The following is a 21,716-nucleotide window of genomic DNA, read 5'->3' on the forward strand; positions in this document are numbered from 1 at the left end:
CATCGTTATACAATATAAAAAATAAAAGGAGCTGAGCCTATTGGATAAGGAACTAATGAAAGGAAGCATCGACATTTTATTACTCTCCTTAATTGCTGAGCGTGATATGTATGGCTATGAAATCACAAAAGAATTAAAAGAAAAAAGTAATAATTTATACCACATGAGTGAGGGTACTCTTTACCCAGCTTTAAATCGGCTACATAAAAAGGGATGGGTCACCTCGTATTGGGGAGACAATGAAGCTCAAGGAAGACGCAAATACTATCAGATTACAGATGCTGGAGCAGAGGAGTTACAGCGGAAAGTATCGGATTGGAATACGATTCACTCACTGGTGAGTAAGGTTTCCAAGGACTTTGCATGAGTCGGCTAAAAGAGTATGTCTCCTCTATTTTATCTCATGGAGAATTTAGTGAGCAGGATCGGATTGAGCTAGCAGAAGAATTTCTAGACCATCTGCACCAGTTGCAACGTGACTATCTGCAAGCCGGTCATTCTCAAGAGGAAGCAGAGCGATTAGCTATCCGTGATTTTGGCTGCGAGCAGGAGATTGGTCAAGAATTACAGGAATCCCAAGCTCCCCATTATCGTCTATTATTATTGCTGGTGGGAGCAGGCACCATTTTGTTCACCATTCTTTATTACCTGTACGCTTTGTTTATTTTACAGGTATTTCTCCCTCTTCCTATGGGAATTGGAATGCTGCTTGGGAGTTCATTGCTTTGGTTCTATTGGAATCCAGAACATATTTTCCAGCGCAAGCTTTTGATTAGCACAATACTTATTCTACTCACCTTCTCTTTTTTGTATTGGGCATATGTCGGCTTTTTTGGAACAAAATGGATTCGTAATTTCTTGTTAGCTAACACAGTTTTGTTACTCATTCTCTCTTGGATTACACTCGTAATGACGGCTTGGAAAAAACCTTTACACCTCCCCCTCTCGGAGCGTAAACGCAGAAATGTAATCCATACAGCAAATTTATCCTTCTTATTCATAATGCTGTATCCGCTTATAAAATGGTGTAGTGGCATTCTGCTTTTTGGCTGGTTTTTTGCTGTTTTTCCTATATGTTTTCTCCTTGGCTGGGCCTGTCTTTATTGGGTTCAGTACAAGTTAATTGGGAGAAAGCCGTTTTTAGGATTACTGTTTGGAATATCCTCTGCCGTTTTTGTCGGCCTTCTTTGCTCTGTCTAACCAAAAATATAGAGGTGATCAAAATGAACAAAAAAACACGCAATTGGCTATTTTTAGGAATGGCATTTTGCCTAACAATCGGGCTGTGGGCGACAGGCTCCCTGTACGCATCCAACACTGGAATGTATGCAGGAAAAACAGGTTTAGAAACAGGAATTGATATTGCTCCAGATGACTCCAAGCTGCTTTTTTCCTACTCGATTAATGGGGTAGCTAGTCTTTACACAGCAAATCCAGATGGAACAAACGTCAAAAAGCTAGCCAGTCTTTCTGGTCATTCTTTGGTTCAGCCCGTCTACTCCAGTAACGGAAAAAAAATCCTTACTCTGGCTCGACCTCTAGAAGCAGAGAAAAAGACAGCGGAGCAAGCACTCTATGTTATGAATTCGGATGGATCTGAGCTGCGTCTTTTATCAGAGCCTCATGAACTGATCACAGACGCCGTTTTTGCTCCGGATAATCAAACCATCTATTATGTAAAAGCCGGAGTATTTAAAAATTACTCTCCAATCGCTTCTAAGCGCCCCCATGATTATGATCTTTTTTCTATTGATGTACAGGGGAAGAATAAACAGCAAATTACACACGATAAAGAATATCAGATGTCAGACCTGTCAATATCATCGGACGGCCAGAAGCTATTTTTCACCAAATTCACCAATGATTCTGACAATCGCAACTCTAGCAAAGATAAGCTGGCATTATTTGCTACCGATTTACAAGGAAAATCGTTGGCTAGCTATTTACCAGTAAATGAGGTACTTGGAACTCCTGAGATGTATGATGTTCATATTTCACCGGATGATAAGCGGATCGCCTTCTCTGCTGTTTCACCTGCTTCGTCAAACAAAACGTTTGAGTATGAGTTGTTTACCATGGATATAGCAACAAAACAGGCTAAGCAAATCACCACTTTACATAAGCATGCTAATTCACCCGTCTATTTTCATAAACAAAACAAGCTCCTTTTCTTGGAAGATATCAGCTGGCCTGCTGAACCCACCTATCAGCTTAGAACAGTGAACACTGACGGCTCTGGCCTGCAAACACTACAGATCACTGTGCCAGAATAAATATCTCCCACCATATCAGTAATAGCTTGCCTCCGCTGAGGAAGCATTCCATTACAAAGCATGACGATCTATCACATTTTTTTCAAAACACAAAAAGCGCAAAAAGATATCTATTATATAAGCTATCTTCTTGCGCTTTCATCTTAGTCTAGCTTGATCGGATGTATTTTCTTTTTTTAAAGCCTTCCTTTTACAGTGTCCGTTCATGCCCCTCTGCCTGCACCATAATTTCTGGACTTGTAATTGTAATGCTACCGCTCATTATTCTTTCCGGTTCATCGGTTGGATCTGTTTGAGCCAGACGAATTTGAAACGGCATTTCAAAAATCTCTTCTGCACGTGGTTGAATAACATACTCGGCTCGCAACGGCTCTGGGGTAATCGTGTTATCATCGATTAGACGAAAAGGCATATCTATGGAAAAATGGACTTCCTGGCCACCGTGATTTTTAATACGAAATTGACAGCTTCCTTTAATTAACCCATCTAAGTCTCTTTGGTAGTTGCAGAAGCTTCTTTTTTTTTCATAATCGAGTGCATAGACACCAGTGGCAATAAAAGATTGAAATCCGCCTAAAAGAAGATAGGTTGCAACGGGTACAGCAATCCATAGTGTCAAAATTGTTTTACCCGCTCCGTATTCTTTCAGGAAAAGGACAAGCACACAGACAAATAAAAAGAGAAGGAATATACCATCTACATGAAATGACTCTATTCTGGTAGGAATGCCTATCTGCTGTAAAAGGCGGTATAAAAGGGTGGTATTATGTGGAAAGGAAGCTTTCAGAAGAAGCAACAAAGCTAAACTAATCCAAGCCGCCCAGCGTAGTTTTTGATGTTTTTTAGGGATCAAAGAAACACTCCTTTCTCTTGACTTAGACTGTAAGCTCACAATTATGACGTTATCAGCGTACATTCTAGATGGAGAAGGCCTTGCTTGCTTTTTTTATTTTACCATTGTTTTCCCTATTTCGACATCGACTTCTGCTTTCTTTTTCATTGAAAAGAATTTTTAGTTAATGCTGTTTTGTTCCATAAGGAATTCATGCTCGACGTGTTCTTAAATTTACTTGGATGGTAATATAAATAATATGGTTATAGGTCTTTAGTAAAGGAAAGCAAGTTGAAACACCCATGAATCATTTAAAGCTGTAAAGAACTGAGGTGAATACCAAACCGCATTACATGCGTATTATTGTTGGAATCATGATTTTTAGGTGTACATAACTAAGTAGACAAACCATTATTTTTAACTGATAAGGAGAGAAATGCTATGCTTCGTGATTTGTATGCCCAGGAATGGGAACATTTTCGCCAAGATTACAAGAAAGGTTTTTGGATTGTTACATTCGTGTCCTTAGTCATCGCTGTTGTTTTTTATATGCTCATTGTAAAAAATCCGCAAACGGTTAAAGAACTGTTGACTACACTTGCTCAAGCCTTTGAGGCAAAAGGGATCAAGTCAGGCGGCACACCCACCAATTTTTTCTGGTCTATTTTTAAAAATAATGCTCAAGCGACCCTTCTGTCCGTGGTAATCGGAATCATTCCGCTAATTGTTTTACCTGCCTTTTCAGGTATTATCACCATTAGCACGATTAGTATTTTACTTGCATCTGTTGCGATTCAGAACCAGCCTTGGATAGATATCCTAGTTTATGGAATCCTCCCTCATGGCATTATTGAGATGATTGCTATTTTCTTAAGTGGAAGTGTTGGCATTTTTCTTAGTCTTACTGTGTTTCGCCGCCTATTTTCGCGCAATCGGCATCAGTATTCTGTTAAAAATGCGATCATTCAGGCACTTAAATCCTATATTTTGGTTATTTTACCGCTTGTCTTGCTCGCAGCACTTATTGAAGGCTATGTGACACCCATTCTAATTCAAAAGGTGGTATAAACTTTAAATCGCTGCTACTTATGCTATAATACAAGTGAATATTCCCTATTTTTGTAATTAGGAGGATTCCACTTTGTTTTTTTCTAATCCACTTGAACCTGGTTCACCCATGTTTGATTTCACGTTCTCTTTTATGGCTAACGTCATTCCTGTGATTGTAATTGGTGGCTTTATTTTCGTTATTGGCCGTGCTCTATTTACCTGGACAACTAATAATCATTCTCCTGTCGAAAATAAGCAAGCTCACATTGTTTCAAAGCGTTTTCAAGTGTCTGGCGGTTCTGGAAATCATGCTTCCCACACTTCATATTATGTAACCTTTGAATTATTGAGTGGTGAACGCAAAGAATTTCAATTGACTGGATCTCAATACGGACTGCTGGCCGAAGGAGACCATGGTATCGTTTCTTATCAAGGAACGCGTTTTAAGGGCTTTCAGCGTCAAACTACTTCGGCTTAATACTCCATTTTACATTGATCATACATGAAGCTGTTATTGTTTCTTGGTAAAAATATTGGTTAAATGGTCTAGACCGTTGATTGCGAAAAGACGAGAACCGTTTGTTTGAAATGATGTCATATTTCCTGAGATCTGACGTTGCTGTTTCAATCAGCAACGTCCTTTTTCGCCGCTTACACATTTCTCCCACAACCATCAGGTACAATCATCACGTACAATAAATTGATTTTGCTCACCGTGCCTATGAATTGCATTTAGGCTTAGCATACAAGTCACAGAAATACAAGGAGCGTACCTATGCTAGAAAATATGGATGTCTGGAAAAACATGGCCTTTCATTATCAATTTGCTTTACGCGAATTGGAAACGAAGATCATGATCGTGAATACAGAATGGAAATTGCAAGATGGATATTCCCCTATTGAACATATTAAAACGCGTTTAAAAGAACCGGCTAGTATCATGAAGAAGCTAGAGCGTAAACGTTTGCCAAAGACTTTGGAAAGCGTGCGAGACAAGCTGTTTGATGTAGCTGGTGTTCGAATCGTTTGTGCCTTTGTTGAAGACATTTATCGCATTGCAGATCATTTTAAACAGCGAGAGGATTTGCGCCTTGTTGAGATTAAGGATTACATAGCCTCTCCAAAGCCAAATGGCTATCAAAGCTTGCATCTCATCGTTCAGGTTCCTCTCGTTCTAAATGAAGGAACACAATGGGTAAACGCAGAAATTCAACTACGAACCTTAGCTATGGATTTCTGGGCGAGCCTTGAGCATATTTTGTACTATAAGTACGATAAGCAGGTGCCGCCTTATGTCTTGCATGAATTGACTGAAGCCGCCGAGGCAGCAAATAGCTTGGATCAAAAAATGCTGCGATTGCGTAAAGAAATCTTAAATGGGAAAGAATTTAAAGTAGTTGCCGGAGCCAAGGCATAGCTGTTCTCCCCGTACAAAAGAAAAAGGATAATTGGATGCGTCCCGTACGCTTGCAATTATCCTTTTTTTTCTTATGTAAGACCATCATATAAAATTAAGCAGGATATTTCCTGAAAACCGAACAAACATTCCTGTTTTTAGGGTATAATTTTAGAGGGAGGAGGTTTTCATGAATCTCGAATTATATCAAATGACACCCTTAGAGGAATGGATTACAGCTAGGTATCAACGGCATGGATTTCTAGCTCCTGAGGAATTACACCTGGAAGAGATTGCAGCGTTATTTGGAGGAGAAATTGCTTTTACAAGATTACCATCCCACGTAAGATGGTGCGAGAAAAGTGGAGACTTTCTGATTTTTTTACATCAGCATCTGTCAGAAGTAGAACGACGATCCGAATTTTTCCATGAATTATGTCACCCATTGCGCCATTCTGGCAATCAATTGTCATTGCCACCTGCTCTACGCGACTTACAGGAAATGCAGGCCGGACACTTTCAGTTGTATGCAGCTATGCCTTTTTATTTGCTTCAAACCTTACCCATGCCTAAATACGAACGGGATTGGTTACACCAGCTAGCTCTAGCCTTTCGCGTCCCTATCTCATTGGCCTGTCGTCGATGGGAGCAAATCAAGCGTCGAATTTGGCTAGCACAGGAGCATGAATGGAGTATGATGATATATCAGCAGAAACAAAGGTCAGCTCTGAAGAAGCCTTCTCTTACTCCCGAAACGAAACGCTTGCTTAGTCAATTGCAAAAACAGCTATCGAGGGAGTGCGAATAGCTTCTCATGTTTTCTCCAAGAACCTTGATTCACGGAAGAACTGTGGAAATGAAATTTAAGCTTTATACCTGATATTTATCTAGACTTTATTGCCAACCATTACTTTATGTACGAATGAAGATTTGACTATTTTACTCAGCAAGCACTTTTTTACTTTATCATTCATTTTACATATTTTAAAAACCTTTACTTATTTTCGATTTATATTTTGGTACAAATAATCTTCAGTTCCTTGGGCTATAACTTCCCATTTCCAGCAACAGTAGCGTGGTTTTCTTGTTGATTTGGATGCTTTCTCTCCGTCATTACTCAGATTTGTTGGGATAGCGGTATACTTGCACTACTTAAGTGACCGCTTCCTCTTGTCTGTTCATCTAACTGCCTACTCTGCTGCAATATCTAAAAATACCGTACTATATACTTCTTTTATATTTTTATCCGTTTTTTTATCATCTTTCAATCCGTAGCCTTTGATTTTGATGATCTCCTTATTTGTTCCTTTTATAATTCCCATGATATACATTCCATCTTTTATTTTCGGTGCGCTTTCATAGGTCATATCTTCTTCGGTAAAAGGAAGGTATGAGCTTGCGCTATCTACAAAATAAATGGAATATTTCCCAGTTTTATAGATTGGCTTATAAGGCTTTTTGGAAGCTTCTTGTAACATATCAGGCATAATAAACAAAGCGTCTAACGTTATATTCTGATCCTTTATTAATCTATCCAATGTCAGTTCTATAAATTGGACATTCCCTTCGTTAACCAATGGCTTAGATCCTACAACCCCAATATTTAGCATGTTTTTACTTTCTTCCACCGTTTGATTTCCTTGACATCCAGATAACACAAATAACAATAGGGGCAACACCAAACAAAATATTTTTTTCAACCAGTATTCCTCCTTTAAAGGATTTTAGAAACTCAACTTCAATCTTTACCACTCTTATTCCTGCCAAAATAATTATTTTTTACATTTCTTCCAATTTATCTAACTATATTTTAGATTCAGTTCCTTTTTTATAATTAACGGGTTAATCATAATTCAATCACTCTATGACCCAAATGATTGACTTTTGAAATAAGAACTTTGGAAGGAAGAATGGAAGAAAAGTAAATAAAAAGCTCTCTTTCCCAATGAAAGAGAGCCATGTAACAGTTGCATTCGTGTGTAATTTGTTTCATTTAGTAAGTTTAGTTATGATTATTTTCGTTTTAGTTTAACCTATGATCCGCTAGCAACATCTACTTGCTTTTTAACAATATGATGGCCAATATCTAGGCCTTTTGCTAGCAATTCTTCTTCTGTCAAAATTGTCAGCTGCTGATTTTTTGAAGGCATCGGCATCAACCCACCTAGTGGACTGAGCATGCGGCAGTTGGTATCAGTCTCGATCACGACGTACAAGCCCTTCTTTTCCATCTGTTCAATCAGATTCGCCCAACGCTTCGCATCCATTACTTCCGCGTGCTTGGTTAAAACCATGCCCATCTCTTGTGCTAACATTTATAATCCCCTTTTGTGCTCACGTGTTTTCGTAAAAATCTCACGTTACATACAATACAGCCAAAATGCTTTCCAACGCAAAATGCATTTTCACGCAAAATTCCAGCGAAAAATCCATTAATTCAATTAGAAACGTAAAATAGATCGTTCAATCTTGGCCGATCATGATTTTTTGCGTTACTACTCATTTTCTCTCTATTTCCATGATATTTACTTAGGTTTATTTTATTTTTTCCTCGAGTTATTTACCGCTCCTACAAACTTTTACCAAGTATCCTCCACTTCAGCCCCCAGAATTGTCTGGTAGCTAATCCAGAACACCCCGTGCTTTGTCTGCAGCTTAAGTCGTTGTGACACAGGATCAACATGCAGAACATGCCCGATCATGCATTGCTCCCCCGTATCATCGTAATAATGCAATGTCAGCAAACGTTTTTGTTGCAAGGCTTGAAATAATGTGGCGCTAATGCTGGCACGTTCCTCTTCATCTAAATCAGGCGGACAGTATCTCTCTTGCTCTGCTTTCATTCGCAAATATAGCTCCCGATGCTCTGGCAAAATAAATCGGCTAGCCGCAAAAAGATTTTCCTTCTTGGAAACAGGCTTATTTCTCATGATCGTCACTGCTTTCTTTTCGTTTTTTACCGTACAAAAAAAGTACAGATGTTTACAAGAATAGTTGTCTTACATATAATTGTTGTAGCAAGTATTTTTTAAAGAAAGGAGAAGCCCCTTTGACCAAACAAATTGTTTCGGAGGACTCTATCGGCTTTATGCTGGGGCAGACCTACCGTAAAATCGTTTATCTGCTCTCTTCACGCTTAAAGGATTTTGACATTACGACGGAGCAATTTTCCCTTCTGTATCAATTGGATAAACAAGACGGGATCAATCAAAAAGAACTAGCACACCGTACATCCAAGGATCAACCAACAACAACCCGAATTTTAGATGCACTGTATAAAAAAGGCTTGATTCACAAAAAAACGTCTGAAAATGATCGCCGTGCTTTTCTGCTTTTCTTAACCGATGCTGGCAAAAAAATGGTCAAACAGACACTCCCCATCGAGCAACAGACGATTCAGGAAGCACTCCACAACATCTCGGATGCTGATCTAGCGTTTATGAAACAGCTTTTACAACAAATGAGCGAGAATGCTCAAAAACAGATAGAGTCTTAGGAGTGGTACGTTTTGATAGGAGAACAAGAGAAACTTTGGTCCAAAAAATTTATATTGTTAACAATTTGTAATCTGCTGTTATTTCTTAATTTACAGATGATCCTTCCCGCTTTTCCGGCCTATGTTAAAGAAACCTTTTATGCTAATGATTTTACGATTAGTCTAGTAACAAGTCTCTTTGCCTTGTCTGCTATTGTGACACGGCTATTCGCAGGTGAGCTGTTAAAGCGGGGAAAGATCACTTTCCTATTATTCACAGGCTTAGCAATAGCTGCTCTCTCTACAGCCGGCTATTATTGGTGCGGAACTATTGCTGTCTTGCTTGTTATGCGCGTTTGCTACGGAATTGGTTTTGGGATGTCTAGCACCACCTTTCCCACAATGGTTTCTCATGTCATTCCCATTCGCCGTATGGGAGAAGGCATGGGTTACTTCGGTTTATCTACCAGCCTAGCTATGTCTATCGCACCGATGATTGGATTATGGGTATTAGCAACGTATGGCTTTGGTACATTAACTGCCTCTTCTACCCTATTGATTTTATTGATCTTCCCTTTGCTGTACCTCGTTTTACCCAAGCAACAATCACTAGCAACAGGAAATGCTGAGTCTATTAGGCAAACGGACACGAAGACGTTCACTACGCCATCCGCGTACAAAACCATGTCATCCAATCATAGCTCTTCCTTTCTGGATAAGAACGTCTTGCTTCCTTGCCTGTTAAATCTGTTGCTATCAGTTACCTATGGCGGTTTACTTAGCTTTTTGGCCTTATTTGGAAAAGAAATGCAAATTGACAATGTAGGTAACTTCTTTTTGTTTAATGCACTAGCGATTCTGTGTATTCGTCCGCTTTCTGGCAAGATTTTCGATCAAAAAGGGCATGTAGCTGTTTTGATTCCGGGTGCTTTATTGGTAATCGCTGGTCTGCTTTCTCTTTCCTTTACGACTGGTATGATCGGTCTAATTGGTTCGGCTGTGTTGTATGGACTCGGTTATGGAACTCTCCAGCCTTCCATGCAGGCGTGGATCATTACGGAAGTAAGTCCAGATAAACGTGGAATGGCTAATGCTGCCTTTCTCAACTCCATTGACTTAGGAGTTGCCATCGGTTCGATGTTGCTCGGCGTAGTAGCAGCTAGTGCCAATTATGCAATCATGTACCGCATTTCTGCTTTAGCCATGGTGGCCTATTTGCTCGTTTATTTATTCTTCTTAATGACACGTGGAAAACGCATGAAAAGAGGGCTAGCTAAGCACGCTGAGAACGTAAAAATGTAACCGTAGCGAGTAGGGATCATGTACGCAGATGGTAATAGCATACAGCTGCTGGTATCATTCTTTAGCGACCTTTCCTGTATCATCTTGTTGCGTCTCTCCCGTCAGCCATTGTTGGACACGCGCCTGACATTCTGCCCGCAATAATTCGGGGGAATAGAGCAATTCGTGTACATAGCCGTTAAACCGAACCTGTACGCGATATAAGCCCTCTTTGGTCTGTGTGCCAATCACCTCGCATCCTCTGTCTAGTAGGGCTCTGCGCAGATCATGATGTCTACGCTCTGCCCAACGTGACAGGTGCTCTAATAAATGGATATAGGACAGAGACAATGGAATCTGTCGCAAAGTCTGCTGATCCACCATTGCTACTTTAAACAACAAGCCAAATAAAATAGATTCGCGCACATGCTCCTGCCACTCGAGTGGCACGGTTGACTGGCTCATTTATAATGTCCTCCAATCTTGTGTGCCCTCTCCTTCACTTGACCAGCCGAGAGTATCGATACTGCGCGCATAATCGCATCATTGCCAAAGCGAGATCGAATTCCATCCATGGTGTAGGCAAGAGAACGCTTTTTCATTTTGTCTTCAAATAAACTAAGCTGACAAACATCATCCGGGGTCAATTGGCCAATCTGAACACCCACGCTGCGTACTGGAGAATGCTCCCAATGACGCTCAAACAATTCTAAAACAACAGCATAAATCGTCATCACATCATTGGTTGGCTCCAGCATTTTCATCTGTCGAAAAAAACCTGTTGGTACGTCAAAATCCGCCCCTCTGCATCCTACAGCTACGATCCAGCCCATTAGTTGCTTGCTTCTGGCCCTTCGACACACTTCTTCACATAATTCCAACAAAGCCACCTTAATCTCTTCCGCTGTATGATAGTCACGTGGCAATGTCATATGATGACCGATTCCCTTCTGAACATCATGCGCCTGAACCGATACAGGTGACTCATCAATGCCATGTGCAGTCCGCCACAGCACCTCTCCATTTACTCCAAAACGTTTCATCATGACATCAAGCGATGTTTCTGCTAACTGACCAATTTTGTACATACCCATCCGATGAAGATGCCGCTTCATCCGTGAGCCTACACCAAACAGCTTGTCGATCGGTAACTGCCACAGCGTTTCAGCCAGCTCCTCTTTTTTTAACCAAAAAGTCCCCCCCTCCTGCTTTTTAGCCATATCGCAAGCCATTTTAGCCAGCACCTTGTTTTCGCCGATTCCTACTCGGCAGGCTACTCCTGTCTCCATGAGAACACGCTGTCTAATCCTAGTCGCAATCGCTTCTGGATCATTCCCAAATAATCGCAGGCTCCCGGTAATATCGAGGAACTGTTCGTCAATCGAGAAAGGCTCCACTAAATCGGTAAAGGACTCAAAGATAGCCGTAATGTGCGCTGCTACCTCTAAATAACGTTGCATGCGGGGGCGTACTACCACAAGCTGGCGGCACTTTTGTTCGGCTTTCCACAAGGGCTCTGCTGTGGTCACACCATATGCTTTCGCTAACGAACAAGCAGCTAGTACCACACCGCTCCGTCTCTTCGGATCACCAGCCACCACGACAGGCTGATCACGCAGTTCTGGATTAGCCGCTTTCTCAACGCTTGCGTAAAAGCTTTGCATATCAATTAGAAAAATCACCCGCTTCTTGTTCACCTCGAACACCCCTTATCGAACATATATTCCCGTTGAATAGTATACCAAACACCTGTTCCTGTTTATACTATGAACCCGGAGGTAATTTTATACAGTAATGAAGCACTTCAGGATGAAAAAATAAACGGAACAATTGGATAGGCTGCTACATGTAAACGGATTAAACCAGATCGACAGAATCAGGTAAGCTTTTTCTTGGAAAAATCCTAGCTGGGGTTAATTGGTATACGTTTCCCGTGAAACCTTTCAAACAAAATTGCGTACTTACTATAAGAGGTGATTAAAAAGTGGACAAGCGCGTACAGGAGATTATTACGGCTACAAGTGAAAAATTTGGTCTTCAAACGTATCACTTACATACGAGCCGTTTATCGACAACCGTGGATTTTATTCGTGGTACAACCTATCAATTGAGCATGGAATGGTTTGTAAACGGGGTAACAAAACGTACGGAGGATGATGTAAATCCCCCCGGTACGGCCGTAATTGAATATGATATTAGCTCCAAATGCTATAGAAGTGTAATTTTTGTCGGTGGAACAACTTTTTCTACCAGCTCCACACGCTTTACAACCCATTCAGACATTATAGAGTGGATAGAAGCAGAAACAGGCCTGCGCCATGAAGAGCAGTTCATTCTAAGCGATCGGACACAGTCCTCCACCATCCATCATTTTGAAGCCCGCCATAATGGGATTCCTCTTGCTCCAGGTGGAATGATAACAGTAGAGCATAATGATAAAGGACAGCTTCTTTCGTTTACAGTAAGTGGCGTGTTTCCTTCCACAGAAATGATAAAAGAGGAGCCTTATAAACTTGCCCTAGACACAGATGTCATACAGATCGCAAAGGAACAGGTTAGCTTAATCGAATTTCCTTCAACAGAGCAAAACAAATGGATTCCGGTTTATGCACTTGAGGAAGTTTATATAGCCAATGATTTATCAGGGACTTATCCTTTTGAATTAATGATAGATAATCGTTTTCGGTTGAATATTGACCATGTTTTTCATTGGGTCGCACCATTAACGCTTACGTATGAGAAACAAGCTCCTTTCCCATTCCAAAATCAGACACAGGTGTCTGCCAAGCAAGCATTTGCTAATGAACCACACCCAGATATGCTACCAATTACACGGGAGGAGCAGCAGCAGGCTATTCATGCAATCTCCGACTTTTTGCGTTCTATGTACCCAACAGAGTCGGGACAGTGGAAGCTAACGCATCTATATCGGCAAAACAACTACATCCATGCTGTAATCCGGCCTGTTTCTAGCCCCACCAAATTGATCTCAGCTAAAATCACAATATTCTTAGACCCGAAACAACTGCAAATCGTCTCGTATTTTGATAATCAGCTCTTTTGGAGTGAGATACATGGAAATCTAGCGCAAGCTGAGCCTGTCACGATTGACAAAGAGCTTGCCTTCGAACGGCTTACACAGCATCTTACTCTGACGCAAACGTATGTGCTGCATCCAGAAAGAACCCATTATGTATTGTGCGGAAAGCTAGATTGCCACTATGGAGTGCTGGGAACAAACGGTGACGTTATTTTATTAGATTCCATCGACTAGAAGGTGCCTTGACCACTATTGCCACAACTGTTTTTTCTAAACAAGAATGTGGTTCATTGAACATATGTGCATCAAAACGATCCGTATTTCCGCCGTTTTCCACACGAAAGCCCCCTCACCCTTCTTAAATGAAGAAGAGAGAGGGGGCTTCTTACATCGCCCGCAAACGAATGTCCATTCTTATTCGTAAACTTTTTATCGTCTTTGTAAAGTGAAAAAATCAAAATCATTTGCATCCATATCAAAAAGAGCAAGAATAGCCATTTGACTTGTCTAATCTAAAACGGTGCCATCCAGAATTCCCTGTTCTCGCAAATAGGAGCGCAGATACTCATACGCAGTCTCTGTCCAGAACTCATCCTTATTGACCATAACTGCTGCTTCCTGACGAGCTACCTCTAACGCTTTATAGTCGCTAAGTAAATCTGCTACCTTAAAGTCAGGAACCCCGCTTTGCTTAGTTCCAAAGAAATCACCTGGACCACGCAGCTCCAAATCGCGTTGAGACAGTTCAAAACCGTCATTCGTTTCGCACATGACACGCATCCGTTCTTTTCCAACCTCTGATTTGGGATCGGCAATAAGCACACAATAGGATTGATCAGCCCCGCGGCCAACACGTCCACGCAACTGATGCAACTGAGCAAGACCAAACCGCTCAGCATCATAGATGACCATGAAGGTTGCATTCGGCACGTTTACCCCAACCTCTACTACGGTCGTAGAAACAAGAATTTGAGTTTTTGCACTAGCAAACGATTGCATGACCTCATCCTTCTCTTTAGATGGCAAACGCCCGTGCATTAAGCCTACCTGATACTCCTGGAAATACATGCTTAATTGCGCATGTACATCAATCGCATTTTGAACGTCCAGCTTGTCGGATTCTTCGATTAAAGGACAGATTACATAAGCTTGGCGACCTTGTGATAATTCTGCTCGCATGCGTTCTAGCACTTGATGAAACTGCTCGTGCTTAGCCCATGAGGTCTCTACTGGTTTACGTCCGGCCGGCATCTCATCGATTACAGAGACATCCATATCGCCAAAAGCCGTGATTGCCAACGTACGCGGGATCGGCGTAGCTGTCATGAATAAGACATCTGGACAAAGCCCCTTGTTTCGAAGGACACGACGTTGTTCGACCCCAAAACGATGCTGCTCGTCTGTAATCACCAGTCCCAGCTTGGAGAAAAATACATCGTCCTGAATAAGTGCATGCGTACCAACTACTATATCCAAGCTTCCTGATTGCAGAGCTTCAAGCAACTCACGTCGTTTTTTGCCTGTAACAGAGCCTGATAACAGCGCAATCCGTAGCCCCAACGGCTCCAATAAGCTTGTTAATGAGTGCAAATGCTGCTCAGCCAAAATTTCCGTGGGCACCATCAAAGCACCTTGAAAGCCGGCTTTCACTGTGGCATACAAAGCAATAGCTGCTACCACTGTTTTACCGGAGCCTACATCCCCCTGCAATAAACGATTCATTGCATAGGGAGCCTGCATATCATCAAGCACCTCTTTTACCACACGCTTTTGAGCTCCTGTTAACGGAAACGGCAGGGAACGTACGAATTCTCGCACCAGCTCCAGCGGAATGGCTTGGGCAATCCCCTCTGTTTGCTGACGTGTTATCCGTCGAAATGCCTGCATTTTAACTTGAAATAAAAAAAGCTCTTCAAACATAATACGGCGGCGCGCTTGATGACCTTCTTGTGCATTGCCTGGAAAATGAATCAGCTCAATTGCTTCATGACGCGGCAATAAACGATAGCGTTCTACTAGCTCCTGAGGCAGAATCTCAGGAATCAGCTTGCCGTATTTTTCAAGGGCACGCTGAATTGTTTTGCGTAAAAATAAAAGATTAACTCCTGCACTTAACGGATAAACCGGTACGAGATCATTGCGTTTCTTGGCCCGCGGTGAATCCTTTTGTGTCATTTCACTCACGGTAATTTGCAGTTTATGCTTGTCCCATTTACCTGTAACCACGATCTCTTTGCCGGGAGATAGCTGTGTTTTTACATACATTTGGTTAAACCAAACAGCCGTGACAACTACACGATCCATGACAAGCTTGACGCTGATCCGCGATTTCTTTTTGCCAAAAAAGCGAACAGAGGGTTCGCCGTAGACTGTGCCTACAAGAGTAACCCTCTCCTCATGCTTCACTTCAGTTAGATCGCGAATACGGTAATCCTCATAACGCGATGGAAAATACTCTACTAAATCCTTGATGCTGTATATGCCAAGTGCCTCTAAATCTTTAGCCCGCTCTGCTCCAATGCCATACAGATTGCTAACAGGACCAGCTAATAAATCAATCATGCTGATTCACCGGCACACCAAAGATTTTCGCTTCAATTGCACGGCCTGTCTTCGTATCCGCCAACCCGCCTTGTGCCGTTTCCTTCAGGGTATTTGGCATACTACATCCGATACGATACATCGCTAAAATTACCTCATCAGTAGGGATCACACTCTTAATCCCCGCCATTGCCATATCGGCAGCTACGGTTGCGATAGCGGCCCCCATTGCGTTACGCTTCACACAAGGAACCTCCACCAATCCTGCCACCGGATCACAAACTAAACCAAGCATATTCTTCAAAGCGATAGCTACCGCTTGTGCTGATTCCTCTGGTGTACCTCCCGCCATTTCAACGATCGCTGCTGCTGCCATCGCTGTAGCAGAGCCTACCTCTGCTTGACACCCACCGGCTGCTCCTGAGATGAAAGCATTGTTAGCAATGCAATATCCAATCGCTCCCGCTGTAAAAAGGTAATTCACCATTTGCTCGCGTGTTGGATTTAGTTTTTCTGATACAGCAAACAAGGTTCCAGGTACAATCCCACAGGCACCTGCTGTTGGTGTGGCAACAATCGTCCCCATCGCTGCATTCACTTCGTTAACAGCCACAGACATACTTACAGCGTTGAGCAATGTCTTGCCAGATAAAAACGGCTTTTCTTTCATATATTGTTGCAGCCTTTTAGCATCTCCACCAGTCAAACCGCTATATGAACGAATATCCTCGGTTAATCCCCGTTGCACCGCTTTTTCCATCACATCCAGATTGCGGTACATCTCTTCCATAATAGACTCACGAGATCGCTCAGAAAAGTTCATTTCTGCCTCAATCATGATTTGAGAAATGGGTTTCCCTTGTGATTCCGCCAGTTCCACTAATTCTGCCACATTGCGAAACATGGACCTCAACTCCTTTTGCACTTACCTTCCAGCTCTATCTCCATTCCCATAAAGGGTTTTACAATATCCAATAAAAGCAGCTCGAAGCTACACAGTAGGTAACAACAATACACGCTCAATGGACGACAGTTTTTCCATCTCTTGTATTGTAGCCTGATCAACAAGCGTATCTAGCTCAATGATCATAAGAGCTAAACTGCCTCGCTCCCGTCGTGATACTTCCATAAAACCAATATTGACACGATGCTCGGCCAAAACCTCGGACACCTTAGCGATCATACCGAAACGATCCTCATGGAAAACCAATAAGGTAGGAGCACTCGCTGACAATGTTAATTGAAACCCATTGATTTCGGTAATCAGCATTTTGCCCCCGCCAATGGAAATTCCAACAATCTCTACACTATCCTGATCATCTGAGAGCTTAATCCGAGACGTATTCGGATGCTCCGTCTGCAGCTCTGAGGTAGTTAGGATCACTTCAATTCCAAAGTCTTTGGCTATTTGGATGGAATCTTTCAATCGTAAATCACTTGTATCAAAATCAAGGATTCCTGCCACAGTCGCTACGTCTGAACCATGGCCCTGATAGGTTTTTGCAAAAGAACCATAGAACGTGATTTCCGCCTTCTTTGGTTGCTTCCCAAATAAAGTGCGAGCAACGCGTCCAATTCGAGCCGCTCCGGCTGTATGTGAACTGGATGGACCAACCATCACGGGTCCAATAATATCGAAAACGCTTTTAAATTTCATTTGAGCAGCCCTCGCTCTCCCAAAAGTCTCGTACACCTTATTGTATCGTAGGTTAGGGAAATCGGCTACTTCTAAAAACACAGTGACTTAATCTATTGGATTACTCCTCGGCTTTCTATATTGATAGTAGGCAGGATATTCACCCGTGCTTTTGAAAATTCAGCAGGCCATTGATCTTGAATTTTCCTCCAATGTGAATATTGATACGCTCTTGCATACCATCCAAACCCGAATGGGTCCAATCTTTTTTGTTGTACCTTCGTTATGAGCGTCTCCATTTCAGCTTTCATTTTATTTCCAATGAAATGTGCCAGCTTGTCCCTTTCTTTTTCCAAATCAATCGGGAAGGTTCGTTCAATAACCCGTACGTCCATTTCAAGATGAACCTTAAAAACAAATTGATTATCCTGATAGGAGGTTTCTATCTTTGGCTTTACTTGTTGAATATTCACTGTCACAAAGCCTTCCTTTTTCGCTTTGCCTGACGACTGACCTTGGGAAAACGAAGCTGTTGGAACTGATATGGTATAAGAGATCGGCGTATTGGCTTTATGCTGCAGCATTAGCAGATACAAATTCTCTCGACGATTCAAGGACATGCGCTGTCTTCCTGCTTTGTCTAAGAGAGCCGCTCCCAATACTACAATCCCATTCTTATCTTTTTTTACCTCGACGATAGCCGGTGTGATTCCCTTGTCATATAGCAATGTATGAAATTCTTGAAGAGTGGTTTCTAACCCTTGATTAAGCTTGACGCTATTTTGAAGGGCATCTGTAATATAGCGAGGCAGGATAGATTTATCCGGGAAATTACTATTTACAAGATCAGGCATAGAGCCTTTGACTGCCACCATCACCATATTCGCCACATTTTTAGAATCACGAAAGGATACATCCAGATGAGGAACAATTCCCTCTTGTAACAGTGCCTCGCCGAACAGCAGGACCTGTACTTTTCCTACAACTACCTGTCCTTGGGCCACACTGTTGAACACTTCCTTCGCTTGTCGAATGGTATGTGCCTTTGCTCCATAAACAGCATATTTCTTTTTTGCATCTTTATCAAAGATCGGACTCATTTCATAGACTAGTATTTGGTTGTCAGATGTCCGATCTATGGCATAAATCAGCGCTAAATTAATATCCTCCACAAGAACCTGATCTCCACCACAGCCGCTTAAGCCGAACAAACAGGCACATGCACCCATGAAGCTCAGTAGCAGCGACACTTTACTTTTACCCCGCTTTTTCATTTAACTGTCGCCCCCTCCGTCGGCCAACGAGCATGGTATACAATAAAAAGAGTACTGGAAACGCATATACTATGAAATAGCCCATCCATTCCCACGAATCCTTCCAAAACGTAATATCTGTAAACGATGGCTGATAAAACAAGTAGCTAAGCGCATAGATAAGTAAGATAGCGTAAGGCATCTGCCAATCCTGTCTATGGAACAGCTCCGAAATATTCTCCATCGCAAAAAAGAAATACGGGATTACAGACGTGGAAAAAATAAAGATATAGAAGGAAAGATAAATGATCTCAAAGCGCTCAAGAAAAGGAAACCGAATCGGCTTGACCAAGGTGAGCGTAGGCCAAATAAATTGCGTAATTTCATCAGGACTAAAAAAGGTAAAGCAGCTAAACGTAATTTGCAAATAGACGAGCAGCGTGATTGTATTTGCAATGATGACTCCTTTGACTGCTTGCTTTTTATTCTCCAAATAAGGATAAAACAAAAACACCCACTCAAAGCCTAAGAACGCTAATACCGTTGTTTTCACCCCATGTAAAATAGGCATCCAGCCCTCTTTAAGCACTGGCAGCAAGAAAGTAAGATGGCCGTCCTTTAATGAGAACAGCAAAATTAAAGGCATCCACAAAGTAAAGAAAAATACGAACACCTGATATCGGCAAATTAGGCGGATTCCTCCTCTTAGACCAATGTAAGTACAGAGGAGGAAGAGAGCAACTATCAGAAATGTCAGCGTATTAGGCAATACCCATTCTTTTATAATATAGATGCTCGTATAAAAGATCGTGATAGCCCCGAGCAAGGAATATAGAATCCAGACCACCATGATTGATTTCCCCAAAAAGGAGCCTACATAGTAAATCAACACGTCAAGCATCGTTTTATTTGGATGCTTAGACATAATCCCGATGATGCAAAGACTGATAATAATCGTGCACAAGTATCCGATAATAATAGAAATCCAGCCATCAGTGCCAGTTACTCGAGCCAAATCTGCCGGTAGATTCAAGATGCTGCTGCCTACCTCAATCCCACTGATCGTTAAAATAAATTGCAGGAGAGAAATTTTCCGATCACTCAATTTTCTCATGATGTCCACCATTCACTCCGTCATCGTCTCCCTGTCGATCAACCTGCTTTGGCTTGAGCTCGATTGGCCGTTTCTTCATCATCCACATTGGTAAACGAACGAAAGTATCTTTTAGTTCGGAAAAATGCAAGGGTGAAAAGGAAGCACCATATGGTGTACCAAGCGATTCCAGTGAGAGCAGATGCAGAATAACGAGCATAAGCCCCCAAATGATGCCCACCATCCCAAATAAAGAAGCAGCCACCATCATAGGAAACCGAATCATACGAACTCCAGCCGACATCTCCAAATTCGGAATGATAAAGGAAGCAATCGCTGTCAAAGCAACTACAATCACCATGATGTTACTGACCAACCCAGCTGATACGGCCGCTTGCCCTATAACGATACCGCCTACAATACCAATGGTTTGTCCAATAGGAGCAGGCAATCGTAATCCAGCCTCACGGAGCATTTCCAATACCATTTCCATAATAAATGCTTCAAGAATTGGCGGGAGCGGGACTCTTTCACGCGATTCTCCAATCGTCAAAAGCAAGGGGAGCGGTATTAATTCATAATGAAACGATACAGTAGCAATATAGATCGCAGGAGCCAAAATCGCGATAAAAAAAGCAAGAAAACGCAACAGGCGAATAAATGAAGCAACAAACCACCGAACACTATAATCGTCTACGGTTTGAAAATATGAAAAAAAGGTCATTGGAGCCACTAACACTCCCGGTGACCGATCCATGACTATGACGACCCTACCTTGCAGAATATGGGAAGCCGCTGTATCGGGACGCTCTGTCATAGAGAATTGAGGAAAAGGAGTAAATGCCCGATCCTCCAAATACCCCTCTAGTTCTCCTGTATTTAAAATAATATCGACTGTAAGCGATTCCAATCGCTTTTCAAGCTCGTCCAAAATCTGCGGATTCGTCACATCCGCCAAATACAAGAGGGATACTTTTGCTCCACCGCGTTCTCCAATGGTATGTTCCTTAACCTTCAGCTCCCTGCTAGGAATGTAGCGCCGAATCATAGAAATATTAGCGTTTGCTGTCTCGATAAATCCCTGGTGAGCACTTTTAATCGCTGATTCAATCTGCGGCTCCTGAATAGCACGCTGGGGCCAGCCCTGAGCCTCTATAAGAAAAGCATGAGGAAATCCATCCATAAATATAATGCAGCAACCATGAAACAAGGACTCCTCAATCTCTGCCCATAAATTAATTTGTTTGATTTTGCCGACAAATAACACAGATTCCATTTGTTCAGGATATACAGTTTCAGCAACCAACAAGGGATGAACAATATCTCGATTCACAATGGTTTTGTCTATCAAACCATCTAAATAAACCAATAGTGCCTTCTCGCCTGTTTTTAAAGGAAGCTCACGAATTGTTAAATCCGGAATTCCGGAGAATATCGCCTCTACTTGATTCAGATTGCTATACATCGAAGAGTCAATACAGGCAGAATCTGAAGTCTGGCTTCCTCCTGCCTGCTGCCCCTGTCTGGTTGTCCAATATCGTTGGAAGAATGACATGACCTCACCTTTTTATTCAATGTGAACCTCTGCGTTCCAGCTTACCGTTTAGCCTGTATATGTATGGTTTGCCAAAAAGGGAATAGAGATTCTCATATAAAGGGAAAAAACAATGTCGCAATTTTCCGCACAATAAAAAATGAATAGGATTCATAAGCGCAGTGCTACGTCAGCTTGTCTTAGCATACCTTACTATCCCGGCAAAGCAGGTAACCAAACGTGACAACCATTCATTCATAAAAGATTGCCACGTTTTCGTTACAAGAACCTAACTATTCTAATATGACCCAT

Annotated in this window: 22 protein-coding genes; 10 read left to right on the top strand and 12 right to left on the bottom strand. The window is 41.9% G+C overall.

Features of this window, described 5'->3' with window-relative positions; translation table 11 throughout:
• Positions 1-40 precede the first annotated feature (40 nt).
• From QZ995_RS10145 to QZ995_RS10155, 3 genes are read left to right on the top strand one after another with little or no spacing between them, the layout of a single operon-like run.
• The gene (locus tag QZ995_RS10145; protein WP_301806230.1) at positions 41-367 is read left to right on the top strand and encodes a PadR family transcriptional regulator; all 327 of its coding nucleotides are present in this window, start codon (positions 41-43) and stop codon (positions 365-367) included.
• Positions 364-1,200 (top strand): permease prefix domain 1-containing protein, encoded by an 837-nt coding sequence (locus tag QZ995_RS10150; RefSeq protein WP_301806232.1) that lies wholly within the window; start codon positions 364-366, stop codon positions 1,198-1,200. The genes QZ995_RS10145 and QZ995_RS10150 overlap by 4 nt, the downstream gene beginning before the upstream one ends.
• Before the next feature lie 23 nt (positions 1,201-1,223).
• Positions 1,224-2,273, top strand: coding sequence for a TolB family protein (locus tag QZ995_RS10155; RefSeq protein ID WP_301806233.1), 1,050 nt, complete (start codon positions 1,224-1,226; stop codon positions 2,271-2,273).
• Between the two features lie 190 nt (positions 2,274-2,463).
• On the opposite strand, the gene QZ995_RS10160 is transcribed toward QZ995_RS10155, so the two are convergent.
• Entirely contained in the window at positions 2,464-3,126 is a 663-nt protein-coding gene (locus QZ995_RS10160) for a hypothetical protein (protein ID WP_301806235.1), read from the bottom strand.
• 420 nt (positions 3,127-3,546) lie between these two features.
• Here QZ995_RS10160 and QZ995_RS10165 point away from each other — a divergent pair, with 420 nt between their 5' ends.
• The 4 genes from QZ995_RS10165 to QZ995_RS10180 all read left to right on the top strand — a co-directional run bounded on the left by QZ995_RS10165 (position 3,547) and on the right by QZ995_RS10180 (position 6,359).
• Positions 3,547-4,173, top strand: coding sequence for a stage II sporulation protein M (locus QZ995_RS10165; protein ID WP_301806237.1), 627 nt, complete (start codon positions 3,547-3,549; stop codon positions 4,171-4,173).
• Between the two features lie 73 nt (positions 4,174-4,246).
• Positions 4,247-4,633, top strand: coding sequence for a DUF2500 domain-containing protein (locus QZ995_RS10170; protein ID WP_301806238.1), 387 nt, complete (start codon positions 4,247-4,249; stop codon positions 4,631-4,633).
• Positions 4,634-4,930: 297 nt separating this feature from the next.
• On the top strand, positions 4,931-5,572 hold the full coding sequence (locus tag QZ995_RS10175) for a GTP pyrophosphokinase (RefSeq protein WP_003336820.1): 642 nt from the start codon (positions 4,931-4,933) through the stop codon (positions 5,570-5,572).
• 169 nt (positions 5,573-5,741) lie between these two features.
• Positions 5,742-6,359, top strand: a complete 618-nt coding sequence (locus QZ995_RS10180; protein ID WP_301806243.1) for an ImmA/IrrE family metallo-endopeptidase — start codon at positions 5,742-5,744, stop codon at positions 6,357-6,359.
• 382 nt (positions 6,360-6,741) lie between these two features.
• Here QZ995_RS10180 and QZ995_RS10185 read toward each other — a convergent pair whose 3' ends face one another.
• From QZ995_RS10185 to QZ995_RS10195, 3 genes are all read right to left on the bottom strand, one after another.
• A complete protein-coding gene (locus QZ995_RS10185; RefSeq protein WP_301806246.1) occupies positions 6,742-7,251 on the bottom strand; it encodes a hypothetical protein in 510 nt (169 codons plus the stop codon).
• 333 nt (positions 7,252-7,584) lie between these two features.
• Positions 7,585-7,866, bottom strand: coding sequence for a hypothetical protein (locus QZ995_RS10190; RefSeq protein ID WP_301806248.1), 282 nt, complete (start codon positions 7,864-7,866; stop codon positions 7,585-7,587).
• Positions 7,867-8,130: 264 nt separating this feature from the next.
• The gene (locus QZ995_RS10195) at positions 8,131-8,481 is read right to left on the bottom strand and encodes a YolD-like family protein (RefSeq protein ID WP_301806251.1); all 351 of its coding nucleotides are present in this window, start codon (positions 8,479-8,481) and stop codon (positions 8,131-8,133) included.
• A gap of 119 nt (positions 8,482-8,600) precedes the next feature.
• On the opposite strand from QZ995_RS10195, the gene QZ995_RS10200 reads away from it, so the two are divergent.
• Positions 8,601-9,047, top strand: a complete 447-nt coding sequence (locus tag QZ995_RS10200) for a MarR family winged helix-turn-helix transcriptional regulator (RefSeq protein ID WP_301806253.1) — start codon at positions 8,601-8,603, stop codon at positions 9,045-9,047.
• A 12-nt stretch (positions 9,048-9,059) separates the two neighbouring features.
• Positions 9,060-10,328 carry an MFS transporter gene (locus tag QZ995_RS10205; RefSeq protein WP_301806255.1) on the top strand — a complete coding sequence of 423 codons (1,269 nt, stop codon included), beginning with the start codon at positions 9,060-9,062 and terminating at the stop codon, positions 10,326-10,328.
• A gap of 54 nt (positions 10,329-10,382) precedes the next feature.
• Here QZ995_RS10205 and QZ995_RS10210 read toward each other — a convergent pair whose 3' ends face one another.
• Positions 10,383-10,772: a hypothetical protein gene (locus QZ995_RS10210; protein ID WP_301806257.1), complete on the bottom strand. Its 390-nt coding sequence runs from the start codon at positions 10,770-10,772 to the stop codon at positions 10,383-10,385.
• A complete protein-coding gene (gene dinB, locus QZ995_RS10215) occupies positions 10,769-12,004 on the bottom strand; it encodes a DNA polymerase IV (RefSeq protein ID WP_301806259.1) in 1,236 nt (411 codons plus the stop codon). The genes QZ995_RS10210 and dinB overlap by 4 nt, the downstream gene beginning before the upstream one ends.
• Positions 12,005-12,291: 287 nt before the next feature.
• On the opposite strand from dinB, the gene QZ995_RS10220 reads away from it, so the two are divergent.
• Positions 12,292-13,581: a hypothetical protein gene (locus tag QZ995_RS10220; RefSeq protein WP_301806262.1), complete on the top strand. Its 1,290-nt coding sequence runs from the start codon at positions 12,292-12,294 to the stop codon at positions 13,579-13,581.
• A gap of 273 nt (positions 13,582-13,854) precedes the next feature.
• Here the strand turns inward: QZ995_RS10220 and recG are convergent, their stop codons facing one another.
• The 6 genes from recG to QZ995_RS10250 form a co-directional block, all read right to left on the bottom strand.
• Positions 13,855-15,909 (bottom strand): ATP-dependent DNA helicase RecG, encoded by a 2,055-nt coding sequence (gene recG, locus QZ995_RS10225; protein WP_301806264.1) that lies wholly within the window; start codon positions 15,907-15,909, stop codon positions 13,855-13,857.
• Positions 15,902-16,792: an L-serine ammonia-lyase, iron-sulfur-dependent, subunit alpha gene (gene sdaAA / locus QZ995_RS10230; RefSeq protein ID WP_301806266.1), complete on the bottom strand. Its 891-nt coding sequence runs from the start codon at positions 16,790-16,792 to the stop codon at positions 15,902-15,904. Before sdaAA ends, recG begins: the two co-directional genes overlap by 8 nt.
• Before the next feature lie 87 nt (positions 16,793-16,879).
• Positions 16,880-17,545 (bottom strand): L-serine ammonia-lyase, iron-sulfur-dependent subunit beta, encoded by a 666-nt coding sequence (gene sdaAB, locus QZ995_RS10235; protein ID WP_301806269.1) that lies wholly within the window; start codon positions 17,543-17,545, stop codon positions 16,880-16,882.
• Between the two features lie 92 nt (positions 17,546-17,637).
• Entirely contained in the window at positions 17,638-18,798 is a 1,161-nt protein-coding gene (locus QZ995_RS10240; protein WP_301806272.1) for a Ger(x)C family spore germination protein, read from the bottom strand.
• Positions 18,782-19,891: a GerAB/ArcD/ProY family transporter gene (locus tag QZ995_RS10245; RefSeq protein ID WP_301806275.1), complete on the bottom strand. Its 1,110-nt coding sequence runs from the start codon at positions 19,889-19,891 to the stop codon at positions 18,782-18,784. The genes QZ995_RS10240 and QZ995_RS10245 overlap by 17 nt, the downstream gene beginning before the upstream one ends.
• A complete protein-coding gene (locus tag QZ995_RS10250) occupies positions 19,875-21,425 on the bottom strand; it encodes a spore germination protein (RefSeq protein ID WP_301806277.1) in 1,551 nt (516 codons plus the stop codon). Before QZ995_RS10250 ends, QZ995_RS10245 begins: the two co-directional genes overlap by 17 nt.
• Positions 21,426-21,716: the final 291 nt, after the last annotated feature.

This window comes from Brevibacillus laterosporus (genome assembly GCF_030489605.1).
Classification (GTDB): Bacteria; Bacillota; Bacilli; order Brevibacillales; family Brevibacillaceae; genus Brevibacillus_B; species Brevibacillus_B laterosporus_E.